Origin of the sequence: Mycobacterium sp. Root265 (assembly GCF_001428895.1) — a bacterium.
Taxonomy (GTDB): Bacteria; Actinomycetota; Actinomycetes; order Mycobacteriales; family Mycobacteriaceae; genus Mycobacterium.
The window spans coordinates 173,379-196,064 of record NZ_LMJA01000028.1 but is presented as its reverse complement, the minus strand read 5'-3'; the positions used below and the strand labels follow the sequence as shown (position 1 = coordinate 196,064).

Below are 22,686 nucleotides of genomic sequence, written 5' to 3'. Positions count from 1 at the left end.
GCTCGCCGCATGAACGATGTTCGCATCACTCCGACCCAAGTCCTCTTAGGTGGAATAGATCTCGCTGCTCTGTCCTACATCGCCAAGGATGGCGTCCACGTCGTCCATCGTGGCGAAGACGACATCAACAGTCTGATCGTTGAGTTCTACGTCGGAGAGATCCAGCTTGAAGGGGATGCCCTGTGAGCATCCCATCTCAAGAGACCCACGACCCGGAAGACCCACGGCAGCATGTGATCTGGGCGCTCCGCAACCTACCGATGGTTGCGGGCGTCGGAGCGATCACGCACCCCGGTTACCTGGCCGACTGGTCTGAGCATCTGTGGAAGTGCGGCTTCAGCCATCGGGACTACTTGGCGGCGCTGGCTGATGAGGACGGAAACATCCACATCAGTCAGCTCCCCGAGCAGGTCATCAAGTTCCAGCCTGCCTTCCGTGGGCAGCGACACGACATGAACAACGCAGCTCGGTGGGTTGGCTCCGACGAAGAAGCCCCTCCCCCAGTGCGTATCCCCAACATCAAGCAGATGACTGATCAGGAGAGGCAAGCCATGCTCCAGCAGTTCCGAGAGTCCGGTGACATCCCCAGCGGATTGGCCGGCCCACCGCTCGCCGAGGTCTTCGACGAGTGAGTCTCTTCAACCCCGACAACAACTGGGAGGTCGCGCTCCTCGCGTTCATCGCGCTGTGCGGCCTCCTGACCGTCGTCCTCCCAGTCTGGTTCAAGGTCAAGAAGATTGACTCCCAGGTGTCCAATTCCCACGACGAGAACCTCCGTGACGAGATCACCCGAGGGTTCCGCGAGATCCAGTCCGAGCTTCGGATCATCCACGAAAACATGAACCTCGAGCGCCGTGAGCGCATCGAAGGCGACAGCGTCCGCGTCACAGGTTCGATCACCGTCACCCCCGAGTAGGAGCACAGATGGAATACCCAGGCGCTTCTGTCGAAGCGATCGACGCCAGGGGTGCCTTCGAGATCGGTGGAGGCACACTGGCCTTCGGCCAGGACTACAACGAGACGATCATCCGATCGATGTTCACCCCGAAGGTTCCCACACCGGGAAATGCCCTCGGGCTCTTGGCAGCTCAGCTTCGAGCGATGCCGCTAGAGGCCCTGCAGTTCTTCAAGGATCTGATCCCCAACGCGATCGAGGGTGCGTTCAACACCATCACCGGAGCGGTCAACGCGATCCTCGGTGCCATCCGCAACATCCCCGTCTTCCTCCAGGTCGACAAGTGGGATGACTGGCTGATCGGTACGTGGAACACGTTGGAGCGCATGGTCAAACAGATCATCGACATCTTCACCGGCCTGATCATCACCCCGATCAACGACGCCATCCAGGGCGTCAAGGACTGGTTCGGGAGCTTCGTCGCTAACGCCCAGGCTACCGCCGTCAAGGCGCAGAGCACGATCAACAACATCCTGAAGGGATGGCGGGAAGATAAGACCGCCACTGGCTCGGTGGAGGATCTCGAGGTCGTCTTCGGCGAAGCGCGTCAGGTTAAGTACGGCCTGATCACCCTGGCCGATCTGGCGAACGCCCCGACGAACGTCCCGCTCTGGGTGAGCCCGAACCCGTTCGAGGAGGTGGCATTCCCCCGCTCGCAGCTTGAGTCGGTGATCGCCTACTCAGGCGGTGCTGCTAACCCGCAGATGGCCACCACGTCGACTACGTGGAACGTCACGACCCGCAACCAGTACAACAGCCACCTGCACGCACTGACGGCCTCCTACGAGCGTCCTCGGTTCAGCATCGCCCCCGGCGTGCTGGCTCTGTCCGCGATTCGTATGACCTCCAACCGGATCGTCAACTCCGCACGGTTCATCGCTGGCGGCGACACTCCGCCGACGAGTGTGTGGGCAGCGATCTACGAGATCGATCGAGCTACCGGCAACATGACCCGGCTCTACGACTTCGGCAACATCCGCAGCGAGATCCCGACGGGTCCGCTGCTGTATGAGGTCGGGCTGGAGTTCGACACGGCTGAGATCATCGCGACCGAGGGATCCATTCTGGCGCTCGGCATTCTCCCCCTCGGTGGATCGTTCACCGTAGCGGGCGTCTCCCGCTCTCAGATCGTCCCGTCGGTAGTCATCTACCCCCAGGCAGCCACTGAGCTGCTGACGGGGCAGACAGCCATGCCCAGCACGATCCTGCAGTCGGCGCTGACCCACGATGCTTCGTTCCGCATGTGGGGTTCGATCGGACAGGTTGTCCCCGAGACGATCACACCGATCTCTGTCCTGTCGTCGTTCGACGCGTACAGCGACACGGCCAACTGGGTGTCCCCGGCGTACTCATACCGAGGCAACGCCAACTTCCGTATCACCGGAGGCGATCTCGTCTGTGACGGCAACGCTCAGTTGTTCGCCCACGACTACTGGAAGCACGCGTTCGCGATCCAGGCGATGGCAACGAACGACATGTACTCCGAGGCAATTATCGGAGGCGCCTGGTCTAACCAGCAGTTCGGTCAGGCGATCAACCTGTTCGTCCGCATGAGCCAGGACGGCCTGAACGGATGTGCGGCTCGTGTCGCTCAGATCGGCAACAACAACCAGAGCGCGTTCGTCACGATCAGCTCGATGACGGCGGGGGTCTCCACTGAGCAGACCATCTCCACCGAGATCTTCGATGCTCTGCCGACCGACCAGTACCGGCTTGAGGCCGTAGGTAACACCTACACGGTCTACCGGAACGGTGAACCCCTCACTGACGCAGTGTGGGTCGACAGCACGAACATCGTGAGCGTCGGCGCGGCCTGGCGCCGCATCGGATTCGGCCACACCGCTGCGAGTTGGAACAACGGCGTCTACCGCTCAGCGGCTATCGACATCTGGCGCGGAGGCGACATCGTCATCGTGGACGATCCTCTTCCCGAGGAGCCTGAAGAGCCTATCGACCCGTAAGAACTCCCCCCTTGCTGAGAATCACTCAGCTTGGGGGGATTTTTGCGTTGAGGCGATCTCCCAGCTTCGTGGGATGGGCGTGGAGATTACCGTCGATGATTCCCATCCGAAGTCCAAACCCGATGCGCTGCAACATCTCACGCCTGGCCCCTGCGTCGCCTGCAGCCTCCCAGGCTTCCCGGTATGTCTGTCCGGTAGGTCGATCTGCGTATCCACCCTCCCGCACAGGTGAGGTCTCCAGCTCTGCGATCTTCGCGTCGAGAGCTGCTAGCTGGCGCTGCAAGCGCTCAGCCGCCGTCTTCGAGGTCATCCTCCCCGCAGTCAGGGACAGTTCGTCAAACGCCGCCACAGCGGCTCTCAGCTCGCTCTCTGAAGAGTCTCCGGGCACCCACACTCGCTCGGACACAGCCTCATCGCCTAGGGCGTCCAGCAACGTCTTCTCGGCGAACTCCTCGGCCGACTCCAGCGGTAGCAGCGGAGTGCAGTTGTTCGGGCAACGGTAGTAGCCGTATTCCTTCGTGCCGGTGGCCAGCTTCTTGGTCTGACGAGTCGTGGTCAGCGGGGTCTCACAGAACCAGCACGCTGCGACTCCGACGAGGGCGCCAGCGTCACCGCGCTCGCGGGGACCGCCTTCTGCCCGAGCCAGCTCGGCGATGATCAGCTCACGCTCTTCGTCGGTCACCAGAGGCTCCGAGCACATCAGCACCGGGGCTCCCTTGTCATCTCGCACCGTCACGCCACCGAGGTGGACGTGCCCGACCAGAGTCGGTGAGGTGAGCATGTGCTTCATCGGCCAGGTGCGCCACGGCGACCCTGTGTCCTCTTGCCCCGCGCAGACGCGGTAGTAGTCAGCGGGAGAGACGACTCCGTCGGCGTTCAGCTCGTTGCAGACCTTCGCCACCGACTCACCGTCGAGCACCGAGTCCACGATCCTCCGCACCACCTTGTGAGCCAGCGGATCGATAGCGAGCACCTTCCCGTATCCCTCGGCTGCCTCGACCACCTTGTAGCCGTACGGTGGCTTGCCGCCTGGCCAGCGAGCTGTCTCCCGGAGCTTCCGTCGCGACGAGAGCTGGCGCTCACGCATAGCCTCCAGCTCACCCTCGGCGAGGAACGCGATGACGTTGGCGATGAGCCGGCCGACCGGCGTCCCGAGGTCGATCGCCTCCGAGCAGGAGACGACAGTCTTGTCGTGATCGATGCACCAGCCGAAGAGCTTGTTGAGCTTGATCGAGTTGCGGCTCAGACGATCGAGCTTCCAGGTGGCGATGACATCGAACTCAGGCGCCCGGTTGTTCAGCCAGTCTCCGAAGCGGGGTGTGTCGAACGGATCGATGGATCCAGACACGTCCACGTCCTCGGCCCAACCGACGACCTTGTGGTCGTTCGCGTCAGCCCAGTTGGTGATGATCTCCATCTGACGGTCGATCGAAGTCGACTCATCCGAAGAGACTGAGAGCCTGAGCCTTCCGAGTACGCGAAGCTGTGACGTGGGCTTTTGTGCTGAAAGGCGGGGCATAGCAGGAGCTTACACCCATTCTGCAAACAGACATACACGGCGGGCCATGCATGTAGCAGACCGAACCCGGTGACGAGGTGAAGGCGATCAGTGCGCGGGGCCGGGTGATCAGCAGCGGCGCCGCGTGCCAGGACGCCACATAGGCCGAGCGCAGCCCGACGTCGAGCACATCGCCCAGCTCGACCGGCTTCTCCCAGAACGGTTTCGCACCGGTGAGCTCGTCGTGGATCACGGCCGCGTTGTTGACGAGCAGATCCAGCCCGCCGTCCTCGTCACGCACGCGGGCGAACAACCGCGCCACCGCGTCGTCGTCGGCATGGTCGACGGGCACCGCCACACCGACGCCGCCGGCCGCGCTGACCAGTTCGGCCGTGCCGGAATCCGCGATGGAGCGACCGGTCACATAGACCCGCCAGCCGTGGGCCCCGAGTGCCACCGCGATACCCCGACCGGCGCCGCGGCTGGCGCCGGTCACCACCGCGACGCGCCCGGATGCACTCACTCCCCCAACCTAACGTCCCAGCTTTCGCGTCTACGATGGCGGCGTGGATTTCGAGGCGGCCGTGGTCTATTCGGGAGTCGCCGGCAACTCAGCGAACGAGCCGTCCGCGGCGGGCAGATAACGCGTGACACTTGTCACAGCCTCAGCGGGCAACGGCCCGTACAGGTGTGGGAACAGCATCGATTCGGGATCGGTCGGCACACCCGGCTCCCAGCGAACCGGATCGGACAGCCGCGTGGCATCGATGTTCAGCAACACAAGATCAGTGCGCCCCGCGTACAGGCGGTTGGCCGGCAGATGGACCTGTTCAGGGGACGAAAGATGAATGAAACCGGCTTCGGCCAGGGACGCGGGGCGATGCGCACCGCTCTCCAGCGCGCGCTGCCATTCGTGGTCGGCGCACAGGTGCACAAGGACGGCGTTCTGGGTACCCATGATTTCCAGCTTGCTCCCCCGGTAACGCACACGCAGTGAGACACGACACACCGGTGAACCCCGAGGGAACAAGGCCAGAACCGAAAACGTCTGACACAGTAGACATACGCACCAAAGCTGAACGGAGGAAGTGCCGTGAACGCAACTCTGACAAGTCCGGAACTGACCCGGGCCGATCGCTGCGACCGCTGTGGTGCTGCCGCGCGTGTACGCGCGAAGCTGCCGTCAGGCGCCGAGCTGTTGTTCTGCCAACACCATGCCAACGAACACGAAGCCAAGCTGATCGAGCTGGCTGCCGTGATCGAGGTCGGCGCAGTCGACGCTTAGCGACCCGCCCGTACGGTGATACCGGGCGGCGGAGTCCATCGTCGGGAATGCTGGTCTGGTGATGACCGATCAGCTCCCGGCGAAACCATCACGTCATCACGTCTGGCCCATCACCAAACGCACCCTGAGCAAATCCTGGGATGACTCGATTTTCTCCGAGTCCGCTCAGGCCGCCTTCTGGTGTGCGCTGTCGCTGCCACCGCTGCTGCTGGGGATGCTCGGCAGTCTGGCGTATCTCGCGCCGCTGTTCGGCCCCGATACGCTGCCGACCATCGAGAACCAGCTCATCGGAACCTCCGAGCGCTTCTTCTCGCAGAATGTCGTCAACGAGATCATCGCGCCGACCATCTACGACATCGTGCGGTCCGCCCGCGGTGAAGTGGTGTCGTTGGGTTTCGTGATCTCGCTGTGGGCGGGATCTTCGGCGGTGTCGGCGTTCGTCGACTCGGTGGTCGAGGCGCATGACCAGACACCTTTGCGGCACCCGGTGCGGCAGCGGTTCTTCGCCCTCGGGCTGTACGTGGTGATGTTGGTCAGCGCCGTGCTGGCGGCGCCGTTCGTCGCGTTGGGCCCGCGCAAGATCACCGAGTTCATCCCGGACAGCTGGTCGCATGTCCTGCAGAACGGGTACTACCCGGTGCTGGTGATCGCGCTGATCCTGGTGGTGACCGTGCTGTACCGGGTGTCGCTGCCCAGCCCGTTGCCCACCCATCGGCTGGTGGTCGGTGCGGTGCTCGCGACGGCGGTGTTCCTGATCGCCACCTTCAGTCTGCGGTTCTATCTGAGCTGGATCACCGCGACCGGCTATACCTACGGCGCGCTCGCGACGCCGATCGCGTTCCTGCTGTTCGCGTTCCTGGCCGGCTTCGCCGTCATGATCGGCGCGGAACTCAACGCCGCGATCCAGGAGGAGTGGCCCGCCCCGGACACCCACGCGCGTCGGTTACGCGCCTGGGTCGCCGGGAAGGCCGAGAAGAGTCCTACTTCTTGAGCTGCTCGTAGATCCGCTTGCAGTCCGGGCAGACCGGGGAACCCGGCTTGGCCGACTTCGTCACCGGGAAGACCTCACCGCACAGCGCGACGACGTGGGTGCCCATGACGGCACTCTCGGTGATCTTTTCCTTCTTCACATAATGGAAGAACTTGGGGCTGTCGTCGTCGGTCCCGTCGTCGACGCGCTCGTCGGTATCCGGCCGCTCGATGGTCTCGGTCTGCATTGCTCCATTGTGCCCGACACCGGCCGCCCCACGCGCCCGCAGATGTGGAACAGTGGAGGTATGAAACACGGCCCCGAGCTGAGTTTCGACGACGAAGGTCGCCCGGTCCTCATCACCCGCGCTGCACTCCCCCAGGACGAGCAGCACCGCGAGCGTGTCCGTAAGTATCTGACGATCATGGCCTTCCGTATCCCGTGCCTGATCCTCGCCGCCGGGGCCTACGGGATCTGGCACAACGGACTGATCTCGCTGGCGATCATCGTGGTCTCGATCCCGCTGCCCTGGATCGCCGTGCTGATCGCCAATGACCGTCCGCCGCGCAGCGCCAGCGAGCCGCGCCGCTACCAGGACGCCGGCCCCAAACGCACCCCGTTGTTCCCCACGGCGGAACGCCCGGCGCTGCAACCACCGGTGCGGCCGACCCCGAGCGCCGGTGGCGAACCCGGCGTTCCCAGCTGAGCAGCATCTTTTCCACTTCTCAGGACATTCTCAGGTCAGAGGTTTAAAACCGCAGGTCAAGTGGTACGCCACTGAGACCGGGCGGGAACTCTGAGGCACCCTCGGGCGTTGTACGTCATGACAGTTCAACCGAGCAGGAGGCCGTAAATGGCGATCGCCACCGCAAGCCGCTTCGATTCCGATCTGGACGCCCAGAGCCCAGCTGCCGACCTTGTCCGTGTGTATCTCAACGGCATCGGTAAGACCGCGCTGCTGACCGCCGCCGACGAAGTCGAGCTCGCCAAGCGCATCGAAGCCGGCCTGTTCGCCCAGCACGTACTGAACACCAAGAAGCGTCTCGGTGACGCTCGCAAGCGCGACCTGGCCGCCGTCGTCCGCGACGGTGACGCGGCCCGCCGGCACCTGCTGGAGGCCAACCTGCGCCTCGTGGTGTCGCTGGCCAAGCGGTACACCGGTCGTGGCATGCCGCTGCTGGACCTGATCCAGGAGGGCAACCTCGGACTCATCCGCGCGATGGAGAAGTTCGACTACGCCAAGGGTTTCAAATTCTCGACCTACGCCACCTGGTGGATCCGGCAGGCCATCACCCGCGGTATGGCTGATCAGAGCCGCACCATCCGGCTGCCCGTCCACCTCGTCGAGCAGGTCAACAAGCTGGCCAGGATCAAGCGCGAGATGCATCAGAACCTCGGCCGGGAGGCCACCGATGAGGAACTGGCCGAAGAGTCGGGCATCCCCGCCGAGAAGATCGCCGACCTGCTGGAGCACAGCCGCGATCCGGTGAGCCTGGACATGCCGGTCGGCAGCGACGAGGAAGCCCCGCTGGGCGACTTCATCGAGGACGAGAACGCGATGTCGGCGGAGAACGCGGTCATCTCCGAGCTGCTGCACACCGATATCCGCTACGTGCTGGCCACCTTGGATGAGCGTGAGCAGCAGGTCATCCGGTTGCGCTTCGGCCTCGACGACGGCCAGCCCCGCACCCTGGACCAGATCGGCAAGCTGTTCGGTCTGTCCCGCGAGCGGGTCCGCCAGATCGAGCGTGAGGTCATGTCTAAGCTGCGCAACGGGGACCGGGCCGAGCGCCTGCGTTCCTACGCCAGCTGATCGAGTAGAGCTGGGTCCACCAGCGCAAACGTGCACCACAGTGATGCCCGCCGCGATCCGCGGCGGGCATCACATCGTCGTAGGGGATGTTGCACCCCTGTTCAGGCAGCCGGACGGCTAGACTGAGAAGCTGATGGCAGGGCCTGGAAGGTAGGGCATGAACGATCTCATCGATACCACCGAGATGTACCTGCGGACCATCTACGACCTCGAAGAAGAGGGCGTGGTTCCGCTGCGTGCACGGATCGCCGAACGGCTCGAGCAGAGCGGTCCGACGGTCAGCCAGACCGTGTCCCGGATGGAGCGTGACGGGCTGCTGCACGTCGCCGGCGACCGCCATCTCGAATTGACCGAGAAGGGCCGCTATCTCGCGGTCTCGGTGATGCGCAAGCATCGCCTCGCCGAACGGCTGCTGGTCGACGTCATCGGCCTGCCCTGGGAGGAAGTCCACGCCGAGGCATGCCGCTGGGAGCACGTCATGAGCGAGGACGTGGAGCGCCGGCTGGTCCAGGTGCTCGACAATCCCACCACCTCGCCGTTCGGCAACCCGATCCCGGGTCTGTCCGAGCTCGGCTTCGGCGGCGCCGGTAACGGCGAGGACGCCAGCCTGGTCCGCCTCACCGAACTGCCCGCCGGTTCCCCGGTCGCGGTGGTGGTGCGCCAACTCACCGAGCACGTGCAGGGCGACGTCGAGCTGATCGGCCGCCTCAAGGAGGCCGGCGTGGTCCCTAACGCGCGCGTCACGGTGCAGGTCACCGACGATCCCGCCGAGCAGGGCGGTGTCCTGATCCTGATCCCCGGGCACCAGGAAGTCGAACTGCCCCATCACATGGCGCACGCCGTGAAGGTCGAAAAGGTCTGAGCGAGGCCTGTTTTCAGCCGGCTCGCTGACCGAATGCGAGCCGCGGCGGTAGCCGCACACCGAGTTTGCCCGCAGTGCGATAGCCCGACAGTGCCATCCCGCGGATCTGTTCCGGACGCATGCCCGACTGCAGAGCGCTGTCCAGCATGCCCGCCATCCGGTGGGCCGGATCGATCCGCACCGCCTCCTCCAAGGCGATACCGGCCAATGGGCCGTCCCCGCGCGCATAGGCCGAGAAGGCCAGCAGGGACAACGCGTCCGGACGCCGGCGCTGCGGCAGTACCCGGGCCATCAGCGCCCACAACGACTCGGCCTCGGCGGCGCAATCCCCCACCGCCAGCGCGTACAGGGTGTCGCGCACCCGCGGATCGGCCAGCGCGCAGACCAGCGCCACCAGCTCCGCATCGGCGGGTTCGGTGCCGTCCGCGAGCCGGGCCGCGGTGGCCATCGCCGCGTGCACGGCCTCGCGCGCAGTCCGGGTGGTCAGGTTGACCACGCGGTGGCTCGCAATGGCCTCAGCGAGACGCTCGCAGCGATCGGTGTCAGTGACCGCGATGACCTGTTGCAGATCGGCGCGGCGCCGGTAGAGCCGCCGGCCGTCCAGCACCGCAGCCGCCGCCAGCGGTGAGGCCTCCGGGTCGTCGACGTCACCGTGCGCACCGCACCCGTCGGCGCAGAACCAGCGCCCGCCCGCGGCCACCCGGTCGACCACCAGCACGGCGAGCAACTCGACCCCTTCGTCGGCCAGCGAGCGCGACAGCGCGTCGGCCAGCTGCTCGTGGTCGGTGCCGCAGGCCTCGCAGTCGGCGCCGAACTCATCGACGATCACCGCGATTGCCTGATCGGGGGCCGCCGCGCCGACCACCTCGGCCAGCTGGCCGGTGTTGTCGGCCAGTCCCGGTGACAGATCGACCCGCATGACACAGCCCAGTTCGGCACCGTCGACGGTCACCACCACCAGCGAGTGCTCAGGAACGAAGCCCAGCACGGCGGGCAAAGCGGCGATCAGCGAGGCGGGCCGGCCGATATCGAAACCACGAGATTGCGTTGTCATGCGTTCCACGGTGACGGCAGTCGCCCACAGGAAATGGGTCATTGCCGCCGTGCGGCATCCGGCTGTGGACGAATCCGCGACTGTGGACAACCCCGATCAAGTCACCGAATCCGCGGTCGGCAGCAGCCTTTCCAGGACATCCGCCAGCGTGATCAGTCCGCGCACCCGGCCGTCGTCGACCACCACCACCAGGTGATTGCGGGTCTCCCGCATGATGCGCAGTGCGGCGTACACCGGGGTGTCGGCCGCCAGTTTCAACGCCGGCCGCATGAGATCGGCGGCGGTGATCGTGCCCGGCGCGTTCACCGTGTCGCGCACGTGCACAACGCCGTCGCCCGCCACCAGCAGCCGCAGATGGCCGGTGACCCGCGACTCGGCCTGGATCTGGGCGGGCGTCGCGTCGAGGGCCACGCTGCTGGGCGGGGCGCCGTCGCGGACCATGTCACCGATCGTCAGCGCCTGCAGTTCCAGCGCGCTGACCAGATGGCCGTGATAGCGCTCATCGAGGGTCCCGACCGTCGCCGAGTGCTCGACCAGGTGGCGCAGCGCATCCGGGTCCTGGCCGGTGGCCACCTGATCGACCGGATCGACACCGACCTTCTTCAGGCACCAGTTGGCCAGCCGGTTCAGCGCGCCGATCAGCGGGCGGGTCACCCACATGAACGCACGCATCGGCAGTGCCAGCAGGGTCGCCGAGCGCTCGGGATGCGCGATCGCCCAGGACTTCGGGGCCATCTCACCGACCACCAGGTGCAGGAAGGTGACGATGATCAGCGCGAGCACGAAGCCGCCCACATCGGCCAGCCACGCCGGAGCGCCCCAGCCCGCGATCGCGGGTGTGATCCAGTGGTGCACAGCGGGTTTGGTGATGGCACCCAGAGCCAGCGTGCAGACGGTGATACCGAGCTGGGATCCGGCCAGCAGCACCGAGAGCTCCGAGGCCGAACGCAGGGCCGCACGCGCTGACCGGCTGCGCGGGGCGGCGTCCTCGAGCCGGTGCCGCCGCGCGGCGATCAGTGCGAATTCCACCGCGACGAAGAAGGCGCTCGCCGCGATCAGCAGGGCGGTGACCAACGCGACGCCCCATGGGCTGCTCATCGCACCTCCACCAGAACGCTTGCCGGAACGTGCTTGTCGACGCCGCGCACGGTGGCGTGCAATTGCCGCGCGGCCGCCGGCTCCTCGGCGATCAGGTCGGCGGGTTCGACGCCGAGGTCGACGGTGATGCTGTCGCCGACAGCGGGCAGACCACCGAACTCGGCGATGATCAGACCGGCCAGCGTCTCATAGTCGCCCTCGGGCAGATCGTGGCCGACGGCGCGGCTGACCTCGTCCAGCGCGACATCCCCGCGGACCAGCCAGCCCTGCGGCGTCGCGACGATATCCTCGTCCGCCCCGTCCCCGTCGTGCTCGTCGTCGATCTCACCGACGAGTTCCTCGGCCAGATCCTCCATGGTGAGCACCCCGGCGAAACCGCCGTATTCGTCGATCACCAGGGCCATTTCGTCACGCGCCTCATTGAGGGTGCGCAACGCCGAGGGCAGTGGCAGCGTGGTCGGCAGGATGACCGCCTTCCGGCTCATCGAGGCTGCGGTGGCGTCCGGATCAGTGGCACCGAGCAGGTCGTGCAGATGCACGACGCCGATCAGATCATCGGCGGATCCGCCGATGACCGGGTAGCGGGTGTGACCGGTGGCCATCTTGTCCAGGACCGCGCGCACAGGCTCGTCGGCGAGCACCACGTCGACGCGGGCGCGCGGGATCATCGCGTGTTCGGTGCTGCGGGTGGGGAAATCGAGGATGCGATCCAGCAGGGTGGACAGATCCTCGGGAAGTTCACCGGTCTGCCGCGAGTCGGCGACGATGTGCTCCAGATCGCGCGGCGTGGCCGAGTGTTCGACATCGTGCACCGGTTCGATGCGCAGTGCTTTCAGCAGCAGATTCGACGAGGCGTCGAAAAGCTTGATGAGCCAACCGAACACCGCAAGATAGATGGTGGTGGACAGTGCCAGCTTGTCGGCCACGGCTTCGGGCCGGGCGATGGCGAGGTTCTTCGGGAACAGCTCACCGAAGACCATCTGCACCACCGTGGAGAACAGCACCGCGAGCACCGTGCCGATCGCGACGCCGACCGCGATGGGCACACCCACATCACCGAGCAGCTCACCCAGGCCCGCACCGATGAGCGGCTCGGCGACATAGCCGACCAGCAGTCCGGTCACGGTGATACCGAGTTGGGCGCCCGACAACATGAACGAGGTGCGCCGAGTCACCGCCAGTGCGCGGGCGGCCGCGGCGTCGCCGGCCTGGGCCCGCGCCTTCAGCCGGGACCGGTCCACGGCCATGAAGGCGAATTCCTGGGCCACGAAGTACCCGGTCAGCGCGGTGATCGCCAGCACGACCGCGATACCGGCAAGGATTCCCAGGGCGGTCAGCATGGCGTGCCGGGGCAGGGTCTTCGGCGTTTGCGCTTGGCGCGTCTCACATGGATACATACGAACGACACCGCGCCGAAGTTCCCGAACCGACTGTGCTGAAATTGTTCACACGCAATTAGCCGCGCAGACATACGGTTCGGCCGTGACCGGCGTAGGACTTCAGCCATGGGTTCCATGCAGGAGTACGACCTCGTCGTCATCGGTTCCGGCCCCGGCGGCCAGAAGGCCGCGATCGCCGCCGCCAAGCTCGGTAAGACGGTCGCGGTGATCGAACGGGGACTGATGCTCGGCGGCGTCTGCGTCAACACCGGCACCATCCCGAGTAAGACGTTGCGCGAGGCGGTCGTCTATCTCACCGGGATGAACCAGCGCGAGCTGTACGGCGCCAGTTACCGGGTCAAGGAGAAGATCACCCCCGCTGATCTGCTGGCGCGCACCCAGCACGTCATCGGCAAGGAGATCGACGTGGTGCGCTCGCAGCTGATGCGCAACCGCATCGAGCTCTACGTCGGGCACGCCCGCTTCCTCGATGCGCACACCGTGCACGTCGATGACCCCAACCGCGCCGAGCGGGTGACGGTCAGCGGCCGCAATATCGTGATCGCCACCGGCACCAAACCGGCCCGCCCGGCCGGCGTCGAATTCGACGAGCACCGGGTGCTCGACTCCGACGGCATCCTCGACCTCAAGTCCATCCCGAGCTCCATGGTCGTCGTGGGTGCCGGCGTCATCGGCATCGAGTACGCGTCGATGTTCGCCGCCCTGGGCACCAAGGTCACCGTCGTCGAGAAGCGCCCCAACATGCTGGAGTTCTGCGATCCGGAGATCATCGAGGCGCTGAAGTTCCACCTGCGCGATCAGGCGGTCACCTTCCGCTTCGGCGAAGAGGTGACCGCCGTCGACGTCGGCTCCGCAGGCACCGTGACGACGCTGGCCAGCGGCAAGCAGATCCCTGCCGAGACGGTGATGTATTCGGCGGGGCGGCAGGGCCAGACCGATCACCTCGACCTGCCCAGCGCCGGCCTGGAGGCCGACAACCGGGGGAGGATTTTCGTCGACGACAACTATCAGACCAAGGTCGACCACATCTATGCCGTCGGCGATGTCATCGGCTTTCCCGCCCTGGCCGCGACCTCGATGGAGCAGGGCCGGCTGGCCGCCTATCACGCATTCGGTGAGCCGACGCACTCGATCACCGAGCTCCAGCCCATCGGTATCTATTCGATCCCCGAGGTGTCCTACGTCGGGGCCACCGAGGTCGACCTGACCAAGGATTCGGTGCCGTATGAGGTCGGGGTGTCCCGGTACCGGGAGTTGGCCCGCGGGCAGATCGCCGGCGATTCGTACGGCATGCTCAAGCTGCTGGTCTCGACGGAGGATCTGCGGCTGCTGGGCGTGCACATCTTCGGGACGAACGCCACCGAGATGGTGCACATCGGCCAGGCCGTGATGGGGTGCGGTGGGACGGTGGAATACCTGGTGGACGCGGTTTTCAACTACCCGACATTCTCCGAGGCCTATAAGGTCGCCGCGCTCGATGTGATGAACAAACTGCGGGCGCTGAGCCAGTTCAGGCGCTGACGGGACTTCCGGCAGCCTCCCCCGTGTTGGCACAGATGTCCGGGGTCGCACACTGCGACGACGGCAAAGTGCGAGACACTAGTGAACAGGAGGTGAACCACATGGCCGAAAATCAGGAACAGCACTACCAGCCCGACCAGAACGGTATGTACGAGCTGGAGTTCCCCGCCCCGCAACTGTCCACCACGGACGGACGCGGGCCCGTGATGATCCACGCGCTGGAGGGGTTCTCCGATGCCGGTCACGCCATCAAGCTGGCGGCGCAACATCTGAAGGACACCCTCGACACCGAGTTGGTCGCGTCCTTCGCCATCGATGAGCTGCTGGACTACCGGTCGCGGCGGCCGATGATGACGTTCAAGACCGATCACTTCAGCAGCTACGACCAGCCCGAACTGAACCTGTACGCGCTGCACGACAGCGTCGGCACCCCGTTCCTGCTGCTGGCAGGCATGGAGCCCGACCTGCGCTGGGAGCGTTTCGTGACGGCCGTCCGGCTGCTGGCCGAGCGCCTGGGCGTGCGTCAGACCATCGGACTGGGCACCATCCCGATGGCGGTGCCGCACACACGTCCGGTCACGCTGACCGCGCACTCCGCGAACACCGAGCTCATCGCCGAGTACACCCCGTGGGTGGGCGAGGTGCAGGTGCCTGCCAGCGTCTCCAGCCTGCTGGAGTTCCGGATGAGCCAGCACGGGCACGACGCCGTCGGTTTCACCGTGCATGTGCCGCACTACCTGGCCCAGACCGCGTACCCGCCGGCCGCCGAGAGCCTGCTCACCGAGGCGGCGAGGGCCGGCTCGCTGCAGATCCCGCTGAACGCACTGGGTGAGGCCGCCGCCGAGGTGCACACCAAGATCAACGAACAGGTCGAGGCCAGCGCCGAAGTCGCTCAGGTGGTGACTCAGCTGGAGCGTCAGTACGATGCGTTCGTTGCCGCTCAGGAAAATCGCTCGTTGCTGGCACGTGACGAGGAGCTTCCCAGCGGTGACGAACTGGGTGCGGAGTTCGAACGTTTCCTCGCTCAGCAGGCGGACGGCAAGTTCGGCGAAGGCTTCACCGACGGCGACGAGACCACCTGACCGAGCTCCGCTACCGGATTGCGAGGAGTGACCGAGATGACCGATCGCAAGCCCAAGCTGCGCAGCGTGCGGGAGATCTCTCCCACCTTGCAGTTCCGCACCATCCACGGCTACCGGCGGGCGTTCCGGGTGGCCGGCTCGGGCCCGGCGATCCTGCTGATCCACGGTATCGGTGACAACTCGACGACCTGGCACACCGTGCAGTCGATGCTGGCCCGGCGGTATACGGTGATCGCACCGGATCTGCTGGGCCACGGCCAGTCCGACAAGCCGCGTGCGGACTACTCGGTGGCCGCCTACGCCAACGGCATGCGTGATCTGCTCAGCGTGCTGGACATCGACCGGGTCACGGTCGTCGGCCACTCCCTCGGCGGCGGGGTGGCGATGCAGTTCGCCTATCAGTTCCCGCAATTGGTCGACCGGCTCGTACTGGTCGGCGCGGGCGGTGTCAGCAAGGACGTGAACGTGGTGCTGCGTCTGGCGGCGCTGCCGATGGCCACCGAGGCGCTGGCACTGCTGCGGTTGCCACTGGTGCTGCCTGCCCTGCAGGCCGCCGGACGCTTCGGCGGGGCGATGCTCGGTTCCACCGGGCTGGGCCGCGACCTGCCCGACGCGCTGCGGGTGCTCGCCGACCTCCCCGAACCCACCGCGTCCTCGGCGTTCGCCCGCACCCTGCGCGCGGTGGTCGACTGGCGCGGCCAGGTGGTCACCATGCTGGACCGCTGTTATTTGACCGAATCGGTTCCTGTGCAACTGGTTTGGGGCTCCCACGATTCGGTCATCCCGGTCAGCCACGCCTGGCTCGCGCACGCGGCGATGCCGGGCTCGGAACTCGAGATCTTCGAGGGCTCCGGGCATTTCCCGTTCCATGACGATGCCGATCGATTCGTCGACGTGGTGCAACGCTTCATCGACACCACGATTCCGGCCGAGTACGACCACGAGATGCTGCGCGGGTTGTTGCGCACCGGCATCAGCGAAGGCGCCATCACCGGTTCGCTGGGCACGAGGGTCGCCGTGCTCGATGCAATGGGGGCCGACGAGCGCAGCGCCACCTGACTACCATCGGGGTATGGCCGTCGATGTCACTGTCCTGCGGGTGTTCACCGATGCACACGGCGAGTTCGGCAATCCGCTCGGCGTGATCGATGCGTCGACCGTGGATCCGTCCGACCGCCAGCGCGTCGCCGCCGAATTGGGCTACAGCGAGACCGTATTCGTCGACATCCCGGAGTCCGGTGCGGCGAGCGCGCACATCCGGATTTTCACACCGGTCACCGAGCTGCCGTTTGCCGGGCACCCGACGGTGGGCACCGCGTGGTGGCTCAAGAACCGCGGCACCCCCGTCCGGACGTTGCACGTCCCGGCCGGCCTGGTGCGGGTGGACTACCTGTCAGAACCCGACGGCGAGTGGACCGCGATCAGCGCGCGTTCGGACTGGGCGCCGGAACTGGCGATCTACGACCTGCACACGCCCGACGATGTGCTGGCCGCCGACCCAGCCGACTACAGCGATGACGTCGAGCACTATGTCTGGGCATGGACCGACCGCGAACAGGGTGCGCTGCGCGCACGGATGTTCGCCCCCCACCTGGGGATCGCCGAGGACGAGGCGACCGGTTCGGCGGCGGTCCGGATGACCGACTATCTGAGCCGGGATCTGCTCGTCACGCAGGGCAAGGGATCCGAGATCCGCTCGTGGTGGGATCCGGCGGGCTGGGTGAAGATCGCCGGCCGGGTCGTCGAGGACACCGGCGTCCGGCTGGACTGATTCAGCCGGAGGTGGAGACGCGATGGGCGCGCAGCGCCTCGATCTCGCGCTCGAAATCGGCGGCCGAGGTGAATGACCGGTACACCGAGGCGAACCTCAGGTAGGCGACCTCATCGAGATCGCGCAGCGGGCCGAGGATGGCCAAACCCACTTCGTTGCTGGGGATCTCGGGCGATCCGGCGGCACGCACCGCATCTTCGACCTGTTGGGCCAGCAGGTTGAGGGCATCGTCATCGACTTGGCGGCCCTGGCACGCCCGGCGCACACCCTTGATGACTTTCTCTCTGCTGAACGGTTCGGTGACACCGCTGCGTTTGACGACCGCGAGTACCGCGGTTTCCACAGTGGTGAATCGGCGCCCGCATTCCGGGCAGGAGCGGCGACGCCGGATGGCCTGACCCTCATCGGTTTCCCGGGAGTCGACGACACGCGAATCAGGATGGCGACAGAAAGGACAGTGCATCACCGCTCCTTTGCCGCACCGCAGGTCGACCAGTTCGAATGTCTTCGAGCCTACCTGGGTGACGCGTGGCAGTCGCACTCCCGCGCCGACGAGCACGTCTCAGCCGATCGGCGCGATAAGGGTCTGCCCGGCCTGCACCGTGCTGGAGTTCAGCTTGTTGAGCTCGCGGATGCGTTCGACCACCGGCTCCGTAGGCGCATCGGGTGCCACCCGGTGCGCGATGTGCTGCAGGGTCTCGCCGTCCTGCACGTACACCACCGACAACCGGGTGGGCAGCTGCACGGGCTCCTCGGTCGGGCCACCCAGCTGCGCAACCAGCCCGAGCCACAAGGTGATTCCACCGGCCAGCAGGGCCATCAGCACCGTGGCGGCCGGGGTGATCGGGCGGCGCCGGTGCGAGGCACGCGACATCAGCACCCCGGTGCCGCGGTGGCCCAGCGGCGCACCACCCGGACGGCGGGTCGGCTGCACGCGGCGGCGGCGCACCACCACATCGCGGGGCAGCGGCCACACCTCGGCGGCCGTCGACGGCTGGGCCGTGGGGGCCGGGGCAAATGCACTGTTCCGGCTGACCGGGCGAGCTTCGAGAATTGTCATCTGACTGCCTCTCCGAGTAGGTGGCGTTCGCTTCTGTGTTCGAATGCTAGTCGATCATGTGTTCGATGAATAGAACATGTGATCGAACTGTTGCGAAACGATAGACGGGACCACCGACAAGTAGGCGGGAGTCGGTCGCGCCTCCGGCCCGTACATCAATTGCGCACAATTTAGTTGTGCAATATGGTTGTGCGGTGCACGCAGCCCGACTCGATGACCAGCTGTGCTTTGCGCTGTACTCGGCCTCCCGGGCCATGACCGCGGCCTACCGCCCACTCCTCGACGAACTCGGTATCACCTATCCGCAGTACCTCGTGCTGCTGGTGCTGTGGGAGGAGCAGGACTGTTCGGTCGGGCATCTGGGCCACCGCCTGCACCTCGATTCCGGGACGCTGTCGCCGCTGCTGAAGCGGCTCGAGAACAGTGGCCTGGTGGTCAGGCAGCGCGCCGCCGACGACGAACGCCGTGTCGAGGTGTCGCTGACGCCGGCCGGGCGGGCGCTGGAGTCGCGTGCGGCGTGTGTGCCGGAACGCCTGTTGGCGTCGACGGACGCCGCCGAGGCCGACATCGCCGCGCTGCGAGACGTGCTACGCGGACTGGTGCATCACCTGAATTCCTCGCAGTGACGACACGAAAGGATCGGATATGAAGACGCTCTACACCGCGGAGGCGCTCGCCACCGGCGAGGGACGCGACGGGCACGGACGCACATCGGACGGAAAAGTCAATGTGGCGCTGAGCATCCCGAAGGAGATGGGCGGGTCGGGCGCGGGCACCAACCCCGAGCAACTGTTCGCCGTCGGCTACGCCGCATGCTTCCATTCCGCACTGCGCCTGGTCGCGCGCCAGCAGAAGGCCGACGTCTCCGATTCCGCGGTCGGCGCCCGGGTGACACTCGGATCCGGCGATGACGGCGCCTTCGGCCTGGCCGTCGAACTCGAGATCACCCTGCCGAACGTGGATCACGCGACGGCGCAACAGCTTGCCGAGGCCGCCCACCAGGTGTGCCCGTACTCCAATGCCACCCGCGGCAACATCGAGGTCACCCTGACGGTGGCCGATGAGTGAGCTTCCCGCCCCGCCGCCGACCACCCGGGCCCGCACGATCGCACGGCTGGCACTCGCCGGCGCCATGATCTTCGCCGGGTTCAGTCACCTGTTCTGGGCTCGCGAGGAGTTCCAGGCCCAGGTCCCCAAATGGGTGCCGATGGACGCGGACGGCGTGGTGATGGCCTCGGGCGGCGTCGAGATCACCCTCGGCGTCGGACTGGCCCTGCTGCGGCGCGACCGGGTGCTGGTCGGCCGGCTGCTCGCGGCCTTCTTCGTGCTGATCTTTCCCGGCAACATCGCTCAATTCGCCAATCATGCCGACGGTTTCGGCCTCAACAGCGACACCAGCAGGTTCGTCCGGCTGCTGTTCCAGCCCGCACTGATCGCATGGGCGCTGTGGTCGACCGCGGTCCCGCGCGGCGCCACCAAATCCGACACGCCTCGAACACATGTTTGATTATCTGTGCCACGGCGACTACATTCGGCGCCATGAGCGACAGCACCGAAACCCCTGAGGCACGCTCCAGCCTGACCGAGCGTCAGCGCACCATCCTGGAGGTCATCCGCACCTCCGTGACCAGTCGCGGCTATCCGCCCAGCATCCGCGAGATCGGCGATGCCGTCGGTCTGACGTCGACATCGTCGGTGGCCCATCAGCTGCGCACCCTGGAGCGCAAGGGCTATCTGCGCAGGGACCCCAACCGCCCACGCGCCGTGGACGTCCGCGGCTCCGACGAGATGGTGACCCCGATCGTGGCCACCGATGTCGCGGGCTCGGACGCACTGCCCGAACCCACCTTCGTCCCGGTCCTCGGCCGGATCGCGGCGGGCGGGCCGATCCTCGCGGAGGAGGCTGTCGAAGAGGTCTTCCCGCTCCCCCGCGAGCTCGTCGGTGAGGGTTCGCTGTTCCTGCTGAAGGTGGTCGGCGAGTCGATGATCGACGCCGCCATCTGCGACGGGGACTGGGTGGTCATCCGCCAGCAGAACGTCGCCGACAACGGTGACATCGTCGCGGCGATGATCGACGGCGAAGCCACCGTCAAGACCTTCAAGCGCACCCGCGGTCAGGTGTGGCTGATGCCGCACAACCCGGCGTTCGACCCCATCGACGGTAACGACGCGGTCGTGCTCGGCAAGGTCGTCACCGTCATCCGCAAGATCTGAGGACGCTCAGTCCGCCCGGACGAATCCGTTCGTCCGGGCGAATTCCTCGCTGGCAAACCAGATTTCAGCCTCGGTGTCGCGATATCCCGGGCTACCCGGAGCCCAGTAGAGCCCGGTTTTCGTGTCAGCCTTGATCGGATAGCCCTCGGGGGCCCGGTAGCGATCACCGGTGGCAAGACGCATCGAAGTCCAGCCGGCGTCCTCGGGTTCCTCGATCTGGATCGCGGCGTGACGGCCACTGGGGAAATCCGGTTCGTACTCGGGCTGCGCAAGACCGGAGGTCAGCGGCACGACCGTGGTCGGTGGATCGAACTCCTCCGCACCGGTCTCGGGCGGCGCTTCGATCCGCGTCGGCGCGGTGTCGACCGCATCCGGATCGTGATCGAAACTCAACGGCTCCTCGGTGGCGCCCAATTCCTCGAGCTCATCGCCCTCGACGTCATGATCATCGGAGCCGTACTCGTCGGACTCGTAGTCGCCGGGTTCCTCGTTGTACTCGTAGTCGTCGTCACCGGTTTCGTCATCGGCGGAGTCGGATTCGGCCGGGGTCCCCGACGCCCACGGGCTCTGCGGCGGGTAGACGGCCGGTTCGGGACGGCTGGGATAGCCGGACTCGTAACGGTCCTCGTATCCGCCGTCATAGCCGCGCTCGTAGGGGTCATCGCTGAACTCGTCGTCCTCGCGGGGCCGCCGGTTGCGCAGCACGGCGATGGCGATCAGCGCGATCACACCCACCAGCGGGATCAGGCCCAGCAGCCACCACCACGGCGAGGAGTACCACTTGTCGCCGCTGTCCGAGCCGCCGGTGGCCGCCGGCGCATCGGCCGGTGCCTGCGGTGCGTCCGCACCGGGGACCTCCAGGCCGGCGAGTTGAGACTGCAGGCCGGCAGGTTCGGTACTGAACTTGTTTGTCGCCTTGTCCCACGAGATCGAACCGCCGTTGAACTGCTGGCTGACGACGGTGCCATTCTCGGTCTGATCGGCCTTCGGGGCGCCGAGCTCGCCGGTCGCGCCGCCGAGCTTGTCCCAGGCCGCGTTCATCGCGCCGCGCACGATCACCGCACCGAAGTCGGGGGTCCAGAAGATCACCGGTTTGTCCGCGGCGGCGAAGGCGACGACGCGGCTCTGCGGTGTCAGACCGCCGTCGGCCTCACTGGTGGTGGGGAATCCGAGATCCCCCGTCGGTCCGCCGACGGTTTCGTACTTGGCCAGGACCTGGCCGGTGACCACATTGGCGCCGGTGTCCGGGCTATAGAAGATCTTGCCCCCGGCGTAGTTCTGCCCGACCCCGTCGGCGCCGATCGCGTACTGCGCACCCTCTTCGGCACCCAGCGGACCCAGCGCACCGCCGGCCGCCCGGCGGGCGGCGGCAATCGCCGATGTGGCGTCCGAGGGGACCTCGATGGCCCCGAGCTGACCCGCCAACTCGGGCGGCACCGTGGTGAAGGCCTTGGTCTTGCGGTCCCACGAGATCTCGCCGCCGGTGAACTTCTGGGTGACGGTGTCGCCGTTTGTGGTCTCGTCCTCGCTGGGCACTCCGAGCACCCCGGCCGAACCGCCGAGGGCGTCCCACGCCTGGTTGACGGCGCCACGAACGACCCGGGCGCCGGTGTCCGGCGTCCAGAAGATGACCGGCTTGTCCGGCGCGCTGAACGTCGAGTTACGGCTGTTGGCCGCCCGGCCCGCGCCCTCATCGATCGTCGGGAAGCCCAGATCGCTGTCCGCGGGGCCACCGAGAGATTCGTACTTCTCCAGGATGGCGCCCGAGACGATATGCGCACCGGTGTCGGGGGTGAAGAAGATCTTGCCCGACGCGAAGTTCTGCCCGAAGCCGTCACCGGCCGGGTAGACCCCACCGTCCTTGGGACCCAGTGGGCCCCCGTCACCGCCGCCGGTCTCCCAGGCAGCGGTGATCGCCGCATCGGCGTCACCTTCCGGTGTCGCCGCGGCCGGTGGCGCCAGCAGCACCATGCCCGCAATCAGTGCGGCACTCACCAGCCCTGTCGCTGCCCGGCCGGCAAGCCTGCCCAGCCGGGTCCGCTGCCTGGTCATTCGGTCCTCCCCGAAGTAGCGCAAAACCACACGAAAGTATCGCGTTCGTCAACTTTGCGTCAGTTGACCGAGAACTCGTGGGATATCGCC

General features: G+C 66.3%; 27 protein-coding genes. 17 read left to right on the top strand and 10 right to left on the bottom strand.

What is annotated here, in order from left to right:
• Positions 1–9: 9 nt before the first annotated feature.
• From ASE48_RS32755 to ASE48_RS19555, 4 genes are read left to right on the top strand one after another with little or no spacing between them, the layout of a single operon-like run.
• Complete coding sequence (locus ASE48_RS32755; protein ID WP_156409280.1) at positions 10–186, top strand: hypothetical protein; 177 nt, start codon at positions 10–12, stop codon at positions 184–186.
• Positions 183–632, top strand: coding sequence for a phage gene 29 protein family protein (locus tag ASE48_RS19565; RefSeq protein WP_057168802.1), 450 nt, complete (start codon positions 183–185; stop codon positions 630–632). Before ASE48_RS32755 ends, ASE48_RS19565 begins: the two co-directional genes overlap by 4 nt.
• Complete coding sequence (locus ASE48_RS19560; RefSeq protein WP_057168801.1) at positions 629–916, top strand: DUF2746 domain-containing protein; 288 nt, start codon at positions 629–631, stop codon at positions 914–916. The genes ASE48_RS19565 and ASE48_RS19560 overlap by 4 nt, the downstream gene beginning before the upstream one ends.
• Positions 917–924: 8 nt before the next feature.
• Positions 925–2,916 carry a DUF7257 domain-containing protein gene (locus ASE48_RS19555; protein WP_057168800.1) on the top strand — a complete coding sequence of 664 codons (1,992 nt, stop codon included), beginning with the start codon at positions 925–927 and terminating at the stop codon, positions 2,914–2,916.
• A 25-nt stretch (positions 2,917–2,941) separates the two neighbouring features.
• Here ASE48_RS19555 and ASE48_RS19550 read toward each other — a convergent pair whose 3' ends face one another.
• The 3 genes from ASE48_RS19550 to ASE48_RS19540 all read right to left on the bottom strand — a co-directional run bounded on the left by ASE48_RS19550 (position 2,942) and on the right by ASE48_RS19540 (position 5,372).
• On the bottom strand, positions 2,942–4,333 hold the full coding sequence (locus ASE48_RS19550) for a recombinase family protein (protein ID WP_162264250.1): 1,392 nt from the start codon (positions 4,331–4,333) through the stop codon (positions 2,942–2,944).
• Between the two features lie 22 nt (positions 4,334–4,355).
• Positions 4,356–4,937, bottom strand: a complete 582-nt coding sequence (locus ASE48_RS19545) for an SDR family NAD(P)-dependent oxidoreductase (protein ID WP_082614297.1) — start codon at positions 4,935–4,937, stop codon at positions 4,356–4,358.
• 66 nt (positions 4,938–5,003) lie between these two features.
• Positions 5,004–5,372: a DUF952 domain-containing protein gene (locus ASE48_RS19540; RefSeq protein WP_057169006.1), complete on the bottom strand. Its 369-nt coding sequence runs from the start codon at positions 5,370–5,372 to the stop codon at positions 5,004–5,006.
• A gap of 135 nt (positions 5,373–5,507) precedes the next feature.
• Between ASE48_RS19540 and ASE48_RS32255 the strand changes: the two genes are divergently transcribed.
• Both ASE48_RS32255 and ASE48_RS19535 read left to right on the top strand, forming a co-directional pair.
• Positions 5,508–5,699, top strand: a complete 192-nt coding sequence (locus tag ASE48_RS32255; RefSeq protein ID WP_082614296.1) for a DUF7455 domain-containing protein — start codon at positions 5,508–5,510, stop codon at positions 5,697–5,699.
• A gap of 61 nt (positions 5,700–5,760) precedes the next feature.
• On the top strand, positions 5,761–6,690 hold the full coding sequence (locus ASE48_RS19535; RefSeq protein WP_057168798.1) for a YihY/virulence factor BrkB family protein: 930 nt from the start codon (positions 5,761–5,763) through the stop codon (positions 6,688–6,690).
• Here ASE48_RS19535 and ASE48_RS19530 read toward each other — a convergent pair.
• Positions 6,680–6,916: a DUF3039 domain-containing protein gene (locus tag ASE48_RS19530; RefSeq protein ID WP_057168797.1), complete on the bottom strand. Its 237-nt coding sequence runs from the start codon at positions 6,914–6,916 to the stop codon at positions 6,680–6,682. The two genes, ASE48_RS19535 and ASE48_RS19530, sit on opposite strands and share 11 nt — an antisense overlap.
• 42 nt (positions 6,917–6,958) lie before the next feature.
• Here ASE48_RS19530 and ASE48_RS19525 point away from each other — a divergent pair, with 42 nt between their 5' ends.
• The 3 genes from ASE48_RS19525 (at position 6,959) to ASE48_RS19515 (ending at position 9,344) form a co-directional block, all read left to right on the top strand.
• On the top strand, positions 6,959–7,375 hold the full coding sequence (locus ASE48_RS19525) for a DUF3099 domain-containing protein (protein WP_057169005.1): 417 nt from the start codon (positions 6,959–6,961) through the stop codon (positions 7,373–7,375).
• Positions 7,376–7,522: 147 nt separating this feature from the next.
• Positions 7,523–8,482 carry a sigma-70 family RNA polymerase sigma factor gene (locus ASE48_RS19520; protein WP_057168796.1) on the top strand — a complete coding sequence of 320 codons (960 nt, stop codon included), beginning with the start codon at positions 7,523–7,525 and terminating at the stop codon, positions 8,480–8,482.
• 157 nt (positions 8,483–8,639) lie between these two features.
• On the top strand, positions 8,640–9,344 hold the full coding sequence (locus tag ASE48_RS19515; protein ID WP_057168795.1) for a metal-dependent transcriptional regulator: 705 nt from the start codon (positions 8,640–8,642) through the stop codon (positions 9,342–9,344).
• 13 nt (positions 9,345–9,357) lie between these two features.
• Here the strand turns inward: ASE48_RS19515 and ASE48_RS19510 are convergent, their stop codons facing one another.
• From ASE48_RS19510 to ASE48_RS19500, 3 genes are all read right to left on the bottom strand, one after another.
• Positions 9,358–10,398: a DUF4192 domain-containing protein gene (locus ASE48_RS19510; protein ID WP_057169004.1), complete on the bottom strand. Its 1,041-nt coding sequence runs from the start codon at positions 10,396–10,398 to the stop codon at positions 9,358–9,360.
• 96 nt (positions 10,399–10,494) lie between these two features.
• Entirely contained in the window at positions 10,495–11,496 is a 1,002-nt protein-coding gene (locus ASE48_RS19505) for a hemolysin family protein (RefSeq protein WP_057168794.1), read from the bottom strand.
• Positions 11,493–12,836: a hemolysin family protein gene (locus tag ASE48_RS19500; protein WP_057168793.1), complete on the bottom strand. Its 1,344-nt coding sequence runs from the start codon at positions 12,834–12,836 to the stop codon at positions 11,493–11,495. The genes ASE48_RS19505 and ASE48_RS19500 overlap by 4 nt, the downstream gene beginning before the upstream one ends.
• Before the next feature lie 174 nt (positions 12,837–13,010).
• Here ASE48_RS19500 and sthA point away from each other — a divergent pair, with 174 nt between their 5' ends.
• The 4 genes from sthA to ASE48_RS19480 all read left to right on the top strand — a co-directional run bounded on the left by sthA (position 13,011) and on the right by ASE48_RS19480 (position 17,270).
• On the top strand, positions 13,011–14,417 hold the full coding sequence (sthA, locus tag ASE48_RS19495; protein ID WP_156409301.1) for a Si-specific NAD(P)(+) transhydrogenase: 1,407 nt from the start codon (positions 13,011–13,013) through the stop codon (positions 14,415–14,417).
• A 101-nt stretch (positions 14,418–14,518) separates the two neighbouring features.
• On the top strand, positions 14,519–15,499 hold the full coding sequence (locus ASE48_RS19490) for a proteasome assembly chaperone family protein (protein WP_057169003.1): 981 nt from the start codon (positions 14,519–14,521) through the stop codon (positions 15,497–15,499).
• 36 nt (positions 15,500–15,535) lie between these two features.
• On the top strand, positions 15,536–16,558 hold the full coding sequence (locus ASE48_RS19485; RefSeq protein WP_057169002.1) for an alpha/beta fold hydrolase: 1,023 nt from the start codon (positions 15,536–15,538) through the stop codon (positions 16,556–16,558).
• A 13-nt stretch (positions 16,559–16,571) separates the two neighbouring features.
• Positions 16,572–17,270: a PhzF family phenazine biosynthesis protein gene (locus ASE48_RS19480; protein ID WP_057168791.1), complete on the top strand. Its 699-nt coding sequence runs from the start codon at positions 16,572–16,574 to the stop codon at positions 17,268–17,270.
• Between the two features lies 1 nt (position 17,271).
• On the opposite strand, the gene nrdR is transcribed toward ASE48_RS19480, so the two are convergent.
• On the bottom strand, positions 17,272–17,733 hold the full coding sequence (gene nrdR, locus ASE48_RS19475; RefSeq protein ID WP_057169001.1) for a transcriptional regulator NrdR: 462 nt from the start codon (positions 17,731–17,733) through the stop codon (positions 17,272–17,274).
• 99 nt (positions 17,734–17,832) lie between these two features.
• Positions 17,833–18,330: a LysM peptidoglycan-binding domain-containing protein gene (locus ASE48_RS19470; protein WP_082614295.1), complete on the bottom strand. Its 498-nt coding sequence runs from the start codon at positions 18,328–18,330 to the stop codon at positions 17,833–17,835.
• A gap of 194 nt (positions 18,331–18,524) precedes the next feature.
• On the opposite strand from ASE48_RS19470, the gene ASE48_RS19465 reads away from it, so the two are divergent.
• From ASE48_RS19465 to lexA, 4 genes are read left to right on the top strand one after another with little or no spacing between them, the layout of a single operon-like run.
• Positions 18,525–18,956, top strand: a complete 432-nt coding sequence (locus ASE48_RS19465; protein ID WP_162264249.1) for a MarR family winged helix-turn-helix transcriptional regulator — start codon at positions 18,525–18,527, stop codon at positions 18,954–18,956.
• A gap of 19 nt (positions 18,957–18,975) precedes the next feature.
• Positions 18,976–19,398 (top strand): organic hydroperoxide resistance protein, encoded by a 423-nt coding sequence (locus ASE48_RS19460; RefSeq protein WP_057168790.1) that lies wholly within the window; start codon positions 18,976–18,978, stop codon positions 19,396–19,398.
• The gene (locus tag ASE48_RS19455) at positions 19,391–19,837 is read left to right on the top strand and encodes a DoxX family protein (protein WP_057168789.1); all 447 of its coding nucleotides are present in this window, start codon (positions 19,391–19,393) and stop codon (positions 19,835–19,837) included. Before ASE48_RS19460 ends, ASE48_RS19455 begins: the two co-directional genes overlap by 8 nt.
• Positions 19,838–19,869: 32 nt before the next feature.
• Positions 19,870–20,544, top strand: a complete 675-nt coding sequence (lexA, locus tag ASE48_RS19450; protein WP_057168788.1) for a transcriptional repressor LexA — start codon at positions 19,870–19,872, stop codon at positions 20,542–20,544.
• A 6-nt stretch (positions 20,545–20,550) separates the two neighbouring features.
• Here the strand turns inward: lexA and ASE48_RS19445 are convergent, their stop codons facing one another.
• Complete coding sequence (locus tag ASE48_RS19445; RefSeq protein WP_057168999.1) at positions 20,551–22,596, bottom strand: sunset domain-containing protein; 2,046 nt, start codon at positions 22,594–22,596, stop codon at positions 20,551–20,553.
• Positions 22,597–22,686: the final 90 nt, after the last annotated feature.